At 60.7% G+C, this 15,573-nt stretch carries 9 protein-coding genes; 8 read left to right on the top strand and 1 reads right to left on the bottom strand.

Annotated elements, in window-relative coordinates:
- The first annotated feature begins 20 nt into the window (after positions 1–20).
- The 3 genes from acnD to H8L67_RS00665 all read left to right on the top strand — a co-directional run bounded on the left by acnD (position 21) and on the right by H8L67_RS00665 (position 4,580).
- A complete protein-coding gene (gene acnD / locus H8L67_RS00675) occupies positions 21–2,624 on the top strand; it encodes a Fe/S-dependent 2-methylisocitrate dehydratase AcnD (RefSeq protein ID WP_220379891.1) in 2,604 nt (867 codons plus the stop codon).
- Complete coding sequence (prpF, locus tag H8L67_RS00670) at positions 2,621–3,802, top strand: 2-methylaconitate cis-trans isomerase PrpF (RefSeq protein ID WP_220379890.1); 1,182 nt, start codon at positions 2,621–2,623, stop codon at positions 3,800–3,802. Before acnD ends, prpF begins: the two co-directional genes overlap by 4 nt.
- A gap of 85 nt (positions 3,803–3,887) precedes the next feature.
- Positions 3,888–4,580 (top strand): hypothetical protein, encoded by a 693-nt coding sequence (locus H8L67_RS00665; RefSeq protein ID WP_220379889.1) that lies wholly within the window; start codon positions 3,888–3,890, stop codon positions 4,578–4,580.
- Between the two features lie 4 nt (positions 4,581–4,584).
- Here H8L67_RS00665 and H8L67_RS00660 read toward each other — a convergent pair whose 3' ends face one another.
- Positions 4,585–5,397 carry an FAD-binding oxidoreductase gene (locus H8L67_RS00660; protein ID WP_434063437.1) on the bottom strand — a complete coding sequence of 271 codons (813 nt, stop codon included), beginning with the start codon at positions 5,395–5,397 and terminating at the stop codon, positions 4,585–4,587.
- A 33-nt stretch (positions 5,398–5,430) separates the two neighbouring features.
- Between H8L67_RS00660 and H8L67_RS00655 the strand changes: the two genes are divergently transcribed.
- The 5 genes from H8L67_RS00655 to H8L67_RS00635 all read left to right on the top strand — a co-directional run bounded on the left by H8L67_RS00655 (position 5,431) and on the right by H8L67_RS00635 (position 15,570).
- The gene (locus H8L67_RS00655) at positions 5,431–6,384 is read left to right on the top strand and encodes an ABC transporter ATP-binding protein (protein ID WP_220379887.1); all 954 of its coding nucleotides are present in this window, start codon (positions 5,431–5,433) and stop codon (positions 6,382–6,384) included.
- Positions 6,381–7,151: an ABC transporter permease gene (locus H8L67_RS00650; RefSeq protein ID WP_220379886.1), complete on the top strand. Its 771-nt coding sequence runs from the start codon at positions 6,381–6,383 to the stop codon at positions 7,149–7,151. The genes H8L67_RS00655 and H8L67_RS00650 overlap by 4 nt, the downstream gene beginning before the upstream one ends.
- A 55-nt stretch (positions 7,152–7,206) precedes the next feature.
- Entirely contained in the window at positions 7,207–8,988 is a 1,782-nt protein-coding gene (locus tag H8L67_RS00645) for an autotransporter assembly complex protein TamA (RefSeq protein WP_220379885.1), read from the top strand.
- Positions 8,988–12,893 carry a translocation/assembly module TamB domain-containing protein gene (locus tag H8L67_RS00640; protein ID WP_220379884.1) on the top strand — a complete coding sequence of 1,302 codons (3,906 nt, stop codon included), beginning with the start codon at positions 8,988–8,990 and terminating at the stop codon, positions 12,891–12,893. The genes H8L67_RS00645 and H8L67_RS00640 overlap by 1 nt, the downstream gene beginning before the upstream one ends.
- Before the next feature lie 130 nt (positions 12,894–13,023).
- Positions 13,024–15,570, top strand: coding sequence for a serine/threonine protein kinase (locus H8L67_RS00635; protein WP_220379883.1), 2,547 nt, complete (start codon positions 13,024–13,026; stop codon positions 15,568–15,570).
- Positions 15,571–15,573 lie beyond the last annotated feature (3 nt).

The following is a 15,573-nucleotide window of genomic DNA, read 5'->3' as shown; positions in this document are numbered from 1 at the left end:
GGTTGACCAACGGAGTGCACATGAACATCGAACACAAGCAGCCGCTTCCCGGCACCGATCTTTATTACGTCAATGCGCAAGCGGCCGTCGAAGCCCTGCAGCCTGGCGCTTGGGCGGGACTGCCGTATACCAGCCGGGTTTTCGCTGAAAACATCGTGCGCCGTGCCGAACCCGCACGCATCAATGACTATCTCGGTCAGCTGATCGGCCGCAAGCGCGATCTCGATTTCCCCTGGTTCCCGGCGCGCGTGGTGTGCCATGACATTCTCGGTCAAACCGCCTTGGTGGACTTGGCGGGATTGCGCGATGCGATTGCCGAGCAGGGCGGCGATCCGGCGGCGGTGAATCCGGTGGTGCCGGTGCAGTTGATCGTCGACCACTCTTTGGCGGTGGAAGCCGACGGCACCGATCCCGATGCCTTCCGCAAGAATCGCGCGATTGAAGATCGCCGCAATGATGATCGTTTCCACTTCATCGAGTGGACGCGTCATGCCTTTGAAAACATGGATGTCGTGCCGCCCGGCAACGGCATCATGCACCAGATCAATCTCGAACGAATGTCACCGGTCGTCGGCGTGACCGACGGCGTGGCCTATCCCGATACCTGTGTCGGTACCGACAGCCACACCCCGCATGTGGATGCGCTCGGCGTCATCGCCGTGGGTGTCGGCGGACTGGAAGCAGAGAACGTCATGTTGGGACGCGCCTCGTGGATGCGACTGCCCGACATCGTCGGGGTGGAACTCACCGGGCGCCCGCAAGCCGGCATCACCGCGACCGATATCGTTCTCACCTTGACAGCTTTTTTGCGCAAGGAAAAAGTGGTCGGCGCGTTTTTGGAATTCTTCGGCGAAGGTGCCGCGGCACTCACGGTGGGCGATCGCGCGACCATCAGCAATATGGCGCCCGAGTACGGCGCGACTGCGGCAATGTTCTACATCGACGACAACACGCTGGACTATCTGCGTTTGACCGGACGTGGCGACAAACAAGTCACTTTGGTCGAAAGCTACGCCAAGACAGCCGGCCTCTGGGCGGATTCGCTGCGCGAGGCGCAATACGAACGCGTGCTGACCTTCGATCTGTCGAGCGTGACGCGCACCATGGCCGGCCCGTCGAATCCGCACGCGCAGTTGCCGGTGTCGGCACTTGCCGAACGCGGCATCGCGCGCGATTTGGCCGGTGCCGAAGCACAAGAAGCCGAAGGCCTGATGCCGGACGGCGCGGTGATCATCGCCGCGATTACCAGCTGCACCAATACCTCGAATCCGCGCAATGTCATCGCCGCGGGCCTGATCGCGCGTAATGCCAATGCCAAAGGCCTGGTGCGCAAGCCGTGGGTGAAATCCTCGTTGGCACCGGGTTCCAAAGCGGTGGCCTTGTACTTGCAAGAGGCCGGACTCAAGCACGAACTCGAACAACTGGGCTTCGGCATCGTCGCGTTTGCCTGCACCACCTGTAACGGCATGAGCGGTGCCTTGGATCCGGATATCCAAGCGGAAATCATTGCGCGCGATCTGTATACGACCGCCGTTTTGTCGGGCAATCGCAACTTCGACGGCCGCATCCATCCGTATGCGAAGCAGGCGTTCCTGGCCTCGCCGCCGTTGGTGGTGGCGTACGCCATTGCCGGCACCGTGCGCTTTGATATCGAAAAAGATCCGCTGGGTGTCGATGCAGACGGTAACCCGGTGTTCTTGAAAGACATCTGGCCGAGTGATGCCGATATCGATGCCTTGGTGAAGCAAGCCGTGAAACCGGAACACTTCACCGCTGTGTACGACCCGATGTTCGATCGCAGCGGCAGCACCCGGTTGAAAGTGTCGCCGCTGTACGACTGGCGCGCGCAATCAACCTACATCCGACGCCCGCCCTACTGGGAAGGTGCGCTGGCAAAACCGCGCACGATGACCGGACTGCGTCCCTTGGCGGTCTTGGGTGACAACATCACTACCGATCACCTGTCGCCGTCGAACGCGATTCTCGCCTCGAGTGCCGCTGGCGAATATTTGGCCAAGATGGGTTTGCCGGAAGAAGACTTCAATTCCTACGCCACGCACCGCGGTGACCATCTCACCGCACAACGCGCGACCTTCGCCAATCCGAAACTCTTCAATGAAATGGTGAAGAACGAAGATGGCAGCGTGAAGCAAGGCTCCTTGGCGCGCATCGAGCCGGAAGGCCAGGTGGTGCGCATGTGGGAGGCCATCGAAACCTACATGGATCGCGGTCAGCCATTGATCATCATTGCCGGTGCCGATTACGGCCAAGGCTCTTCGCGTGATTGGGCGGCGAAAGGTGTTCGTCTTGCCGGTGTCGAAGTGATTGTTGCCGAAGGTTTCGAACGCATCCACCGCACCAATCTGATCGGCATGGGAGTGTTGCCCTTGGAATTCCTGGCCGGCGAGAGCCGCCACACCTATGCGTTGGATGGCACTGAAACCTTTGATGTGCGCGGTGCGATTGCGCCGCGTTCGGAGATGACCGTGCTGGTACATCGCAAGAACGGCGAAACCGTCTCGATACCGGTGTTGTGCCGGTTGGATTCCGACGAAGAAGTGTCGGTATACACCGCCGGGGGCGTGTTGCAACGTTTCGCCAATGACTTCCTGGGGCGCGCATGAGCGGGCAAATCAAAATCCCGGCCACCTACATGCGTGGTGGCACCAGCAAAGGCGTGTTCTTTCGTCTTCAGGATTTGCCCGAAGCGGCACAAGTGCCGGGCGAGTATCGCGATGCGTTGTTGATGCGGGTGATCGGCTCGCCGGACCCTTATGGCAAGCACACCGATGGCATGGGCGGCGCGACCTCCAGCACCAGCAAAACGGTGATCATTTCAAAAAGCACGCAGCCCGACCATGACGTCGATTACCTGTATGGTCAGGTCGCGATCGACAAGGCCTTTGTCGATTGGACCGGTAACTGCGGCAACTTGAGCACGGCCGTCGGTCCGTTTGCGATCAGCAGCGGCTTGATGGATCCGTCGCGCGTGCCGCGCGATGGCATCTGTACAGTGCGCGTTTGGCAGGCCAACATCGGCAAAACCATCTTGGTGCACGTGCCGATGCAGGCGGGCCAAGTGCAGGAGTTGGGGGATTTCGAATTGGATGGCGTCACGTTTCCTGCGGCCGAGGTCGTGCTCGAGTTCATCGATCCCGCTGACGATGGCGAAGCGGGGGGCGGTTCGATGTTTCCGACCGGACACGTGATCGACGATTTGGACGTGCCAGGTGTCGGCAGCTTCAAGGCCAGCATGATCACCGCCGGCATTCCGACCATCTTCCTCAATGCCGCCGATCTCGGTTACACCGGTGCCGAGCTGCAAGACGCAATCAACAACGATGTGGCAGCGCTGGCAAAATTCGAAGCCATCCGCACAGCCGGTGCCTTGAAGATGGGCATCATCAAGACCGCCGACGAGATCGCGACGCGCCAACATTCGCCGAAGGTCGCCTTCGTGGCACCGCCTGCCGACTATGTGTCGTCCGGCGGCAAACACATTGCGGCCACCGACATCGATTTGCTGGCACGCGCTCTGTCGATGGGCAAGTTGCATCACGCGATGATGGGCACCGCCTCGGTGGCGATTGCCACTGCCGCGTCGGTGCCGGGCACCGTGGTGAATCTGGCAGCGGGCGGCGGCAAACGCGACGCGGTCCGTTTCGGGCATCCGTCGGGCACGCTGCGCGTGGGTGCGGATGTGAGCGAGCACGAGGGCGAATGGGTGGTGACGAAGGCGGTGATGTCGCGTTCGGCACGCGTGTTGATGAAAGGTGAGGTCTACGTTCCTGCGCCGGTTTGAGCGTTCGTTACGCACCATTCGGTGACGAATTTCACATTTCGTGGCTAAAATTCGGGCTTTCCCCCAATCAGGAAGACACCGGATGATGTTGAAGCGTTCTTTGTTGGCCGTTTCCGTGGCGGCACTCGTGATGGTTGGCTGCAAGAAGAAGGACGCCGCCGCAGACGCCGCGCCGCCCGCTTCGGAAGCCGCAACACAAACCGCCCCGGCGGCGAGCGCTGATGCGAACGCGGCTCCGGCTGCGCCGACGCCGACGGCAAGCGCTGCAACGTTTGATATCAACAGCTACCCGGTCTCCGAAAAGCCGCTGGGCGAATGGCCCTACGTGCAATTGCCGGCAGGCTATCGCTTCGATACCGACAAGCTCGGAGAAGACACCAAAGACTTGGCGCGCGTGCCGGTGTGGACCGGTGATGCGCTGGTATGGGTCGAGGGCAAAACCTTCGAAACGAAGTTCTACACCAACGATGGCAAAACCTATTCGAAATTCGAGCTGGGCAAGGGCATCGCGCAATCTGTCGAAGCCTTGGGCGGTAAGCGCGTCAGCAACAAGATCTTCGACGAGTCCTTTGCCAACGCGCATGAGGAAGAACTCAAGTCCTTCCTGAAAGAATTCGACAAGATTGATGACGCCTACCGGTATTACAGCGAAGGTACCGACACCTATCTGATTCGCCGCGCCGACAAGGCCATTTGGGTGGTGACCTTCCTCGATGAAAGCAACAACGCGTCGATGATGGTCGCCGAAGGGCCGTTGCCGGTGGCGGAAGCCAAGTAAGCGATTATTTGAGACTGATGTATTTTTCGCGGCGGATGTCCTTCATCGGAAGGGCATCCGCTTTCAGCAATTCGACCACTGCATCCACCATGACCGGGTTGCCGCAGATATAGGCAATGTCTTCGCCCGGCACCGGCTTGAGTGCCGGCAGCACGCTTTGCACGTAACCCGATTGCGCGATCGCCGGCGTGGCGCGCGAATCGCCGGCTTCGAACGATGCGCGTGAGAACGCGATGCGATATTCAAACAATTCCGGGAAGCGCCGCGCCGTGTCGTTGAACTCGTCGGCGAACAGCAGGTCGTCGGGCGTGCGCACGCCGTGCACTACCACGACTTTGACCTTGCGCTCGCGCATCAAACGCTCAAGATCGGGCAGCATTGAGCGGTAGCTGGCGACACCGGTGCCGGTGGCGATCAACAAATAGCGTGCATTGGCGTCGCCGGGCTTCAGGCTGAACAAACCCAGCGGTCCGCTGGCGTTCAAGGTGTCACCAATGGCCATGCCTTGGAACAAAGCGGTTGCCGCACCACCGGGAATGCAACTGGCAACGAACTCCACCGCTTCGCCACAGGCAATAACGTGGTCGTGGCGCGTGGCGCAGGAGTAGCTACGGCGCGCGGTGCTGCCGTCCGCCAACGGAAAATGGATTTGGATGAATTGGCCGGGCGTGTAGTCCAAGGCCTTGCCGTCGTCGCGGACAAACCGCAGATGCAGGACGGACGGCGCGGCCATCTCACGCGCAACCAAACGAATAGGAAAGAAATCCACCACGGAATAAGCGGGCGCGAAGCCTCGGGAAACGGGAACACCCCATATACTAAATGGTTCGTGTCATCGGCTTGGGTTCAAATGACTTCAGCAACATCGGCGCAGGGCACGCCCGCGCTAGAGATCCACGGTCTGCGCAAGACTTACGACAACGGTGTCGAGGCGCTCAAGGGCATTGATTTGGTGGTACAGCCGGGGGATTTCTACGCCCTGCTGGGCCCGAACGGTGCCGGCAAGTCGACCACGCTCGGCATCATCAGCTCGCTGGTGAACAAGACCTCGGGCAGCGTCAACATCTTCGGCGTCGATCTGGAAACCGACCGTAGCCAAGCCATGCGCTTGCTGGGCCTGGTGCCGCAAGAGCTGAACTTCAACATGTTCGAAAAGCCGCGCGACATCCTGATGAACTACGCCGGCTTCTACGGCATCCCCAGGGCGGAAGCCGCTGTGCGCGCCGAGAAACAATTGGCGGCCGCGCAGTTGTCGAACAAGGCCGACATGATGAGTCGCACGCTATCTGGCGGCATGAAGCGCCGTCTGATGATTGCGCGCGCGATGATGACTGAGCCGAAGTTGCTGATCCTCGATGAACCGTCGGCGGGCGTCGATATCGAAATCCGACGTGGCATGTGGCAAACCCTGCGTGAGATCAACGCGGCCGGCACCACCATCATCCTCACCACCCATTATTTGGAAGAAGCGGAAAGCCTCTGCCGCAATCTGGCCATCATCAATCACGGCCGCATCGTGGCGGAAGGTCCGATGCGCTCGATGTTGGCGCAACTGGACGTGGAGGGCTTCGTGCTCGACATCGAAGGCAGTTTGCCGGCGCAGCTGCCGCACGTGGATGAGGTCGAGATGGTCGCCACCGACCACCACACCTTGGAAGTGGACATGCCGCGCAACAAAGATTTGAACAGTGTGTTCATGGCGCTCGAGTCAGCCGGCATCCGGGTGCGCTCGATGCGCACGAAGTCGAATCGATTGGAGGAGTTGTTCGTGCGACTGACGGCCCCGGTGGAGGACAAGGCATGAGCCATCCGAATCTAGTCGCATTGGGCACCATCGCCCGTCGCGAAGTCAGCCGCATCCTGCGGATCTGGAGCCAGACATTGGTTCCGCCGGCGATCACCATGACCTTGTACTTCCTGATCTTCGGCGGCTTGATCGGCCGTCAGATCGGTCAGATGGACGGCGTGAACTACATGGCCTTCATCGTGCCGGGTCTGGTGATGATGAGCGTCATCCAAAACAGTTACGGCAACATCAGTTCGAGTTTCTTCGGCGCGAAGTTCGGCCGTTACATCGAAGAGTTGCAAGTCAGTCCGATGCCCAATTGGGTGATCCTGGGCGGGTATATCGCCGGCGCTTTGTTGCGCGGTCTGATGGTGGGCGCGATTGTCATGTGCATCGCGCTGTTGTTCACGCGCTTGCACGTGCCGCATCCCTTCATCACCTTGGCCTCGGTCTTCCTCGGCGCGGTCATCTTCTCTTTGGCCGGATTCATCAACGCGGTATTCGCGAAGAAGTTTGATGACGTCGCCATCGTCCCGACCTTCATCCTGACCCCGCTGACTTACCTCGGCGGCGTGTTCTATTCGGTCAAGCTGTTGCCGGAATGGGCGCAAACCCTGACCCATTTGAATCCGATTTTCTACATGGTGAATGCGTTCCGCTACGGCCTGTTGGGCGTCAGCGATGTGCCCTTGTGGACGTCATTCGCATTGATGTTGGCCTTCGTTGTCGTGCTTGCCAGCATTGCGTTGTGGTTGATGAAGCGCGGCACCGGCATGCGAAGCTGAGCGCGTCAAGAAAAAGCGAGGAAGCGTTCAAGCGCGAGTGGTTATTCTGTCGACCATGCGTGTTCGCTTCCCACACCTTGTAGCGCTTTGCCTGATCCTCGGCTCGACCGCGTTGTCGGCCGCGGAGATCAACCGGATTGAGATCCACGGCCTCGACGACGAGATGACCGCCAATGTGCGCGAAGTTCTGTCGCTGGAAGACGCGCGTGACAAAGACATTTCCGATCGTCGCTTGGACTATCTGGTCGAAGTTGCCGAAGCGGAAACGCGCGAGGCATTGGAGCCGTTCGGTTACTACAACCCGGTCATCAAGGTCACCACCTCCGGTGATCGCAACGCCTTGGCCGTGATCATCGAAGTGGACAAAGGCGAGCCGGTCCGCATCCGCGGGGTCAATCTGGCCATCAGCGGCGATGGCAGTGACGATCGTTATTTGCGCGAAGAGTTGGAGAACTTCGAGCCGCGCAAAGGTGAAGTGATGGACCACGAAGTGTATGAGGGCAGCAAGGCCTTCATCACCCGGCGATTGGCCGAGCGCGGCTATTTCGACGCCGCATTTGAAGCCCATCGGGTGGAAGTGACCCGCGCACAAAATGCCGCCGACATCGATCTACGTTGGAACAGTGGCGATCGCTACAACATGGGACCGGTCACCTTCGAGCAGACGCCGGAAGAAATCATCTATCCGCGCATCTTGGAAAAACTGATCTATTGGAACCAGGGCGAGTACTACCACCAAGGGCGTATCGATCGCCTGCGCCGCTCACTCACCATGCTCGATTACTTCAGCACGATCGACATCGAACCCCACCCGGATCAAGCCGTCGGCGACCGCGAAGTGCCGGTGACTGTGAAGTTGAAGCCCGCCAAGCGCAGCATTTACACCCTGGGTGTGAGCTACGGCACCCTCGACGGACCGGGTTTCAACGCCGGGGTCGAACGCCGGTATTTGAACAAGCGCGGACACAAGGCAGCCGCTTACATCGATTACGGCAAGCGCCGCAAGACGGCGACACTGCAATACCGCATTCCGGCCTTCAAGTGGTTGGATGGCTGGTACACCATCGGCGCGCAGTACTCCGACGAGCAAACCGATTACATCGATTCGCGCCGCGTCGAAGCCGTCTTCAGCCGAAGCGGTGAAATCAATCGCAACCTGACCGCCACCGCTTCGCTTCACTTCCTGCGCGAGCGTTGGAGTTACTCCCTTTTGGACGATGCCGCTCCCGGTAAGGTCTACGAATACGCCAGTTTGTACTACCCGCAGATTCGCGTGGATTACGTGAATGTCGATGACCGCTTGTATCCGCGTCGTGGTTGGGGCGTCGGGCTCACGGCACGCGGCGGCGCGGTTCGCGGACAAGGCGCGTTCGGGCAATTGCAAATGCGCGGCCAGTGGTTCAAAGGCATCGGTGACAGCGACCGTTTGATTGTGCGGGGTGAATTGGGTCGGAGTTTCCATGCCGACACCGCAGTGATTCCGCCGTCCTTGCGCTTCTATGCCGGCGGAGATCGCAGCATTCGCGGTTACAACTGGCGTGAGGTCGGGCCGCGTTTGATCGACGCCACCGGCAAGAAGCGCTATGCCTTGGGTGCCGACAACTTGTTCACGACAAGCGTTGAATACGAGCACTATTTCCGTCCGCAGTGGGGTGTGGCGGCTTTTGTGGACTCCGGCAGTGCCTTCAACGGCAAGACGCCGGATTGGCATACCGGTGTGGGCGTCGGTGTGCGCTGGCGTTCGCCGGTGGGGCCGGTGCGCATCGATATCGCGCGCGGGTTGAACACGCCCGATTCCGCTTTCACCCTGCACTTCAATATCGGCGCTGATCTGTGATGGCAAGAAAACCTGCGCTGCCCCCGCTGCCTGAAGACGCGACACCCGAACAGCGCGAAGCGCGGATCGCCGAGCTCCGTGCCCTGCGGCGCGCGCGCAATGTCAAAATCGCCCGTCGCAGCGGGTTCGGCACACTCGCCCTGATCCTTTTGTTAGGCGCGCTGATCTGGTGGCTGTTGACCACCTTGGCCGGCCGTGACTTCTTGTTGAATCGCATCAAATGGGTCTTGCCTTCAGGCACCGAGTTCACTTGGCAATCCGCGGAAGGCCCCGCTTCAGGACCGATGACATTGCATGGCGTGCGCGTGACCTATCTCGGCTGTCCGGATGTGGAAGGCAAGCCGGTCAAATATCCGAAATGCACGCAACCACAGGCGACGACGTTCAGTGCCGGAACGATTGTCATTGATCCCGCCATCCAGCCCTTGCTCGGCCGTCGACTGCGCTTGGACGCGATGCGTGTGGCGGATGCGACCTTGGATATTCCGCGTTCAACCAAACCGTTTGAATTGCCGCGTTGGCCGGAATCCTTGCCGTCGATCAAGCCGCCGCTGTCCATTCGCGCAGATCAGGTCGTCATCGATGGTTTGAAAGTCAGTCAAGCCGGCGCGCCCCTGATTGATATCTCGCGGGTGCGTGGCGGCTTGGACGCCCAGGAAGATTATTTGAAGCTCACCGATGTGACGGTGGACAGTGATCGCGGGCGCTTCACGGCCCACGGCGAATACGCACCGCGCGACAACTACCGCACCGATTTCACCGCCAGCGCGTTGATGCCCGCGCCATTGGGCGCAACGCGGCCGGCGATCGGCATGCGTGCCCTGGGCAATCTCAATCAGTTGAATGTGGCGGTGTCGGGCAATGCGCCGGCGCCCACACGCGCGTTGCTGACCGTGAGCGGCGATAGCGCGAATCCGACGTGGCGACTGTCGGCAAACTCGCAGGGTCTGGATCCGGCCTTGTTGCAGGGGCTCAACCGCACGTCCGAACAAATGACCTTCAATGTGTCCGCACGTGGCACCGGCGGAAAGGCCGACATTGATGCGACCCTGCAACGCGGCGACTTCAGTCTGGTGGTGCAGCCGTCCAAAGTGACGCTGGAAGCGCAGCGCCTGTCGTTCGCACCGTTGGTGGTGGACGTGCTCGGCGGTCGGATCACCGCCACCGGCAGCGGTGACTTCAAGGGCGATAACAAGGGTCGCGTATCGTTTGCCGTCAACGCGCGCGGACTGCGGTATGGCGAAGGCGAGAACCGCATTGGTGCAAGTGCCGACCTTGGCATCGCCGGGACCTTGGATACCTGGTCGGCGATCGGCAGCGGGGTGCTGTTTCGCGGCAAACAACGCGCAGACGTCAAGCTCGACGGCATCGGTGACCGCAAGGGCATGCGCATTCAAGCATTGAATGTGGTGATGCCGCAGGGGCGCATGGACGCGACCGGGCGAGTGGATTTCAACCCCGCCTTGAAGTGGGATGCGACAGCGACGTTGGCCGGCCTGGATCCGGGCTACTTCCTGCCGGATTGGCGCGGTGCGATTCGCGGGGACGTGCACAGCACCGGCTCGCGTAATGCGCGCGGCGGATTGGATGTGGCGGTCGACGCCAAGAATCTCGGCGGTCAATTGCGCGGTCGTGCCCTGTCCGGACGCGGCAACGTCCAATTGTCTATGCCGGCGACGGCCAAAGACAGCCTGACTGCCAAAGGGGATGTGGACCTGCGGCTCGGCGGCAGTGCTGTCGTGGCGCGCGGACACATGGCGCAAGACTTGGATGTGGACGCCACCTTGTCGCCGCTCACACTCGATGATGTGATGCCCGGCGCCAAAGGTGATATTCGCGGGCGCCTCCATTTGGGTGGCGCGCGCAGCGCCCCCGATATCGATGCGGATTTGACCGGACGCGGTGTGGCGTTTGGCAGTTATCGCGCCGATGCGTTCACCGCCGTGGGGCGATTGCCGTGGTCGGGTCGACAACGCGGTGATTTGCGCGTGACCGGCAAAGGCATTCGCGCCGGCCTCGCCTTCGATAGCCTGAACGTCCACGCCACCGGTGCGATGGAAGATTTGGTGTTGGAAGGCGACGCACGCGGACCACAAGGCACGATGCAATTTGCCGGCAGCGCACAAAAGCGCGGCACGAATTGGCAGGGGCTGTTGAGCCGACTCGAGCTCGCACCCAGCAAGGGTGCTGCTTGGCGTTTGCAGTCTGCGGCAAGATTCACGCAGTCCGGCAGTCGTTGGCAGATCACGCCCAGTTGTTTTGCATCGACGCAAGGTGGTCGCTTGTGCGTGAATGCCGACTGGCCCAATCGCGGCGTGCATGCGGAAGGGCAGGGCATCACCAGCGCTTTGCTGATGCCGTATATTCCGCGGCGAAAAGACGGCAGCGCCTGGGACATCCATGGCGAGTTCGCCTTGGTGGCGGACGTGCGACCGGTGGGTAACGGTTTCCGCGGTACCGCGCGCATTACCTCACCGCAGGCCGGCATCAACCTCGATCTGAAAAACCGCAAGACCGCGTTCAATTTCAGCAATCTCGATGTTGACGGCAGCTTCGACGGCAACAGTTGGCAAGCTCGGATGAGTGCGGGTTTCAACGGCGACGGCAAATTGGCCGCCAACCTCGCCGCCGGCTATGACATGAACGCACCGTTGTCGGGCTTTGTGGATATCGATACGCGCGACCTGACGCTGATGGAATTGTTGTCGCCTGATATCGTCGATCCCACCGGCCACTTGAGCGGACGCATTCAGTTCGGCGGTCGCTTGGGCGCGCCGGCCATCGGCGGCAATGCGCGCTTGGCCGATTTCCGCGCCGAACTGCCCGCGCTAGGCATTGTGTTGCGCGAGGGCAACCTTCAACTTGGCGCGCAAGCCGATGGCAATGCGCGCATCACCGGCAGCATCAAGAGCGGCGACGGCGTGCTGAAGATTGACGGCACGCTGGGCTGGCGTGGACAAGACACGCCGCTGCAACTCAACGTGCGCGGCAGGAATATTTTGATCTCGGACACGCGCGATCTATACGCGGTGGTGGATCCGGACGTCTTGGTGAAATTCAGCGCGGGACAACCGCTGCAGGTGACCGGTAGCGTCGGCATTCCCGACGCGCGCATCGAGCTTGAGCGATTGTCGAACGGCAAGACCCGATCGAGTGATGTGGTGGTGTTGGATCCGGTCGATCCGAAGGCCGCGGCGAAGACTGCCTTGGACATGAACTTGCTGCTGGTGTTGGGTGACAACGTGAATTTGAAAGGCTTCGGGTTGACCGGCACCTTGGGCGGGCAACTGCGCGTGCGGATGAATCCGGGCGTAGAGACCCTGGCCGCCGGTACGCTCAATGTGGCCGGACGCTATCGCGCCTATGGGCAAAACTTGAAAATCACCCGCGGTCGCTTGGTCTGGTCGAATGATCCGGTGGCGAACCCGTTGTTGGATGTCAGTGCGGAACGCGATGTCGGTGATGTCACCGCGGGGATCAAGGTCACCGGACGTGCCAACAAACCGCAGGCGGAAGTGTGGAGCAACCCGGCCACCAGTCAATCGGACGCGCTGGCCTATCTGACCCTGGGGCGCCCGCTCTCGGGCTTGGATACCGAGGAGGAACGTCAAGTGAGCGCTGCATCAGCGGCATTGACCGCCGGGGGCAGTTTGTTGGCATCGCAGTTGGGCAGCCGGATTGGCTTGGATGATGCCGGTGTCATGCATTCGCGCGCATTGGGTGGCAGCGTGTTGGGCTTTGGCAAATATTTGTCGCCCAAGGTTTATGTCAGCTACGGCGTGTCATTGCTGGGTACCGGGCAGGTGCTGATGCTGCGCTATTTGATCGCGCGCGGCTTTGATATCGAGATCGAAACCAGCAACCGCGAAAGCCGCGGGTCGGTGAACTGGCGCAAGGAAAAATGAGGCTTGCCGCAACGCGGGCGCGCGGTGCACACTCTTTCTTCGGTTTGAGGGAGAAACTGGTTTGCAATCCGGCCCGGGAGGAAGTCCGCCGTCCAACGACGATCGCGGCACGTTCACACGTCGGCGACGTGTGTCGACCTTGTTTGAAGTCCTGAGCGATTTGCCGGAAAGCCTCCGTGAAAGCGCGTTGGCGCGGGAATGCGCTGACGAACCGGAAATCCGCGCCGAGTTGCGTGAAATGCTGGGCTTGTCACGCAGCAGTCCCAACACGCCGGATCAATTCGGTCCTTGGAAAGTCGTCGACGTGGTCGGGCACGGCGGCATGGGTGCGGTCTATCGCGTTGAGCGCAACGCCGGTGACTATGTTCAGATCGCCGCGCTGAAACGCATTCGAGTCGGCTTGGATACCCAGGCCGCGCGCCAACGCTTCATGCGTGAGCGGCAAATTCTGGCCCGATTGCGCCATGAAAATATTGCCAGCCTTGTGGATGGCGGCTTGGAAGGAGACACGCCGTGGTTCGCCATGGAATTGGTCGACGGCCAGCGCATCGATCATTGGTGCGATGCGCGCAAGGTCGATATCCGCAAGCGCGTGGTGTTGTTCTTGCAAGTGCTTGGAGCGGTCGCGGAAGCCCATCGATCCTTGATCATCCACCGTGACTTGAAGCCCGGCAACGTGTTGGTTGATGACAAGGGGCATGTGAAGTTGCTCGACTTCGGTGTGGCGAAGTTGATCGAGGACGAAGCCGAACACACCAAAACACACGATCGTGTCTTCACGCCGGAATTCGCTTCCCCCGAACAGTTGAACAATGAGCCGGTCGGCACGGCGTCGGACATTTATCAGCTCGGCATGCTGTTGTATGACTTGCTCGCCGGACGCAATGCCTACGGCGTGACCTCGGGCACCAGTTTGCTGACCCAACTCACGGCGTTGGAACAAAATCCGCAGCGCTTGCCGCGCGCGGTCGAGATGGGCGGCGATTCGGTGGCGCGCGCACGTGGCACCGCCATCGGCCAACTCATCGCGCAAGTGAGCGGCGATCTCAATGCCATCGTGACCCATGCCATTGCCCGCAATCCGCGTGATCGCTATCCGTCGGCGGATGCGTTTGCGGATGATTTGCGCGCTTGGTTGGATGGCCGTCCGGTCAAGGTGCGCGAGCCCACCTTGACCTATCGTGCGTCACGCTTCATCAAGCGGAATCGCTGGGGTGTCGGTGCCGCGGCGTTGTTGGTGGTGGCGATCGCCGGCGGTGTGGCGGCGACCCTGTGGCAGGCCAAGCAAGCGCGTCGCGCCCAGGCCATCGCCGAAGTCGCGCGTGACGCCGCGCGCAGCAACGAACAAATCACGGCGGCGGTGGAAGAGGCTTTCCAACAAATGCTTACGCATGCGTTGATGAACGATGGCGGGCACGGCATCACGGTGCGCCAGATGATCGACCAGAGCCTGGCGCGCCTGCGACCCGACAGCAAGGATCCTTTGGATTCCAAACTGATCCTGTTGTTGGACATTGCCGAATCTTTCATTGCCACGAGCCACGCCGAAGAGGCGGAGCGCATTGTCAACCAAGTCGATCCGGTGATCGATCGTTTGAACGCCATGCAACCGCGGCTAGGCGTCAAACGCGACGGCATCCGCGCGCGCATTCTGTCTGACAAGTCGGATCCGCGCGCCTTGAAGTATTTCGCGCGCATCCGGCAACGCATCCAAACCTTGGAACAACCTTTGGAAGAAGGTTTGTTCGAAGACTATCGGCAAATCGCCAACTACGAAATCGTGGTGCTGAACAAGTTCGGTCTATTGCAACAGGGGGAGGCACGTGCGCGCGAGTTGTTCGAGCGCACCCGTGACCGCTACGGCTTGGACAACACACGCACGCTGGAAGTCGCACGCACCTACACCTACAGTCTGATGCGGGTGAACAAGAACGACGAGGCGATGCGGATTCGCGCATTCTCCAACGCCTACATCCAAAAACACAAGATGCAGAACACCGCACTTGAAATGACCGTTCAAAACCAATTGGGCGGGTTGTTGAAGTACGACAAAGCACGACAAGCGGAAGCGGAAGCTGCGTTCAAACGCTCGCTGCAGATCGCCAGTGTGCCGCGCTTCGATCCCTTGGGTACCAATCGCGTGAGCATGCGTTTCGCGTTGGCCGATCTTTATCAAACGCAAGGACGAAACGCCGACTTCGATGCGCAGATGAAGCTGGTGGAGACGGCAATCCCCAAGCTTTATGAAGAACAGGCGCTCACTTGGCGGCACTGGTGCGTGCGGATGGCCAAGCATGCTTGGCTGGGCGGCGACGCGGAAAAAGCCCGCGCGTATGCACAGCGCGGACTCGACTATGACCTGCCAGTCGAAACCTACGACATAGCCTCACTCGAAGCCGGTCTTCGCCTGACACTCGCTCGCAGTTTGGCGGCCACTGACGCCGTCACGGCGCGCGCGGAAGTCGCGAAGGCCCTCGCGCTGGTCAAGCCCTATCCCTTCTTGCACGATGCGGCGGAGCTGTACGGCAATGCGACCGAAGCCTTGGCCTTGGCCGGCGATCGAGCGGGAGCGGCAGCCATGGCCGAGAAAGCACGGGCGGGGATCCGTGCCGATCGCTATCTGGGTGAGTGGATGACCCAACGCGTCAACGCACAAATCGCCTTGGCGCAGCGTTGAGGT

The sequence above is a fragment of the Lysobacter soyae genome (genome assembly GCF_019551435.1).
Classification (GTDB): Bacteria; Pseudomonadota; Gammaproteobacteria; order Xanthomonadales; family Xanthomonadaceae; genus Solilutibacter; species Solilutibacter soyae.
The sequence above is the reverse complement of the archived record's forward strand: the minus strand, read 5'-3'. Positions and strand labels throughout refer to the sequence as shown.

Bases quoted from the DNA above. Each gene is read 5' to 3' on its own strand.
- acnD (WP_220379891.1), top strand. From the start codon at position 21: ATGAACATCGAACACAAGCAGCCGCTTCCCGGCACCGATCTTTATTAC.
- prpF (WP_220379890.1), top strand. From the start codon at position 2,621: ATGAGCGGGCAAATCAAAATCCCGGCCACCTACATGCGTGGTGGCACC.
- H8L67_RS00665 (WP_220379889.1), top strand. From the start codon at position 3,888: ATGTTGAAGCGTTCTTTGTTGGCCGTTTCCGTGGCGGCACTCGTGATG.
- H8L67_RS00655 (WP_220379887.1), top strand. From the start codon at position 5,431: ATGACTTCAGCAACATCGGCGCAGGGCACGCCCGCGCTAGAGATCCAC.
- H8L67_RS00650 (WP_220379886.1), top strand. From the start codon at position 6,381: ATGAGCCATCCGAATCTAGTCGCATTGGGCACCATCGCCCGTCGCGAA.
- H8L67_RS00645 (WP_220379885.1), top strand. From the start codon at position 7,207: ATGCGTGTTCGCTTCCCACACCTTGTAGCGCTTTGCCTGATCCTCGGC.
- H8L67_RS00640 (WP_220379884.1), top strand. From the start codon at position 8,988: ATGGCAAGAAAACCTGCGCTGCCCCCGCTGCCTGAAGACGCGACACCC.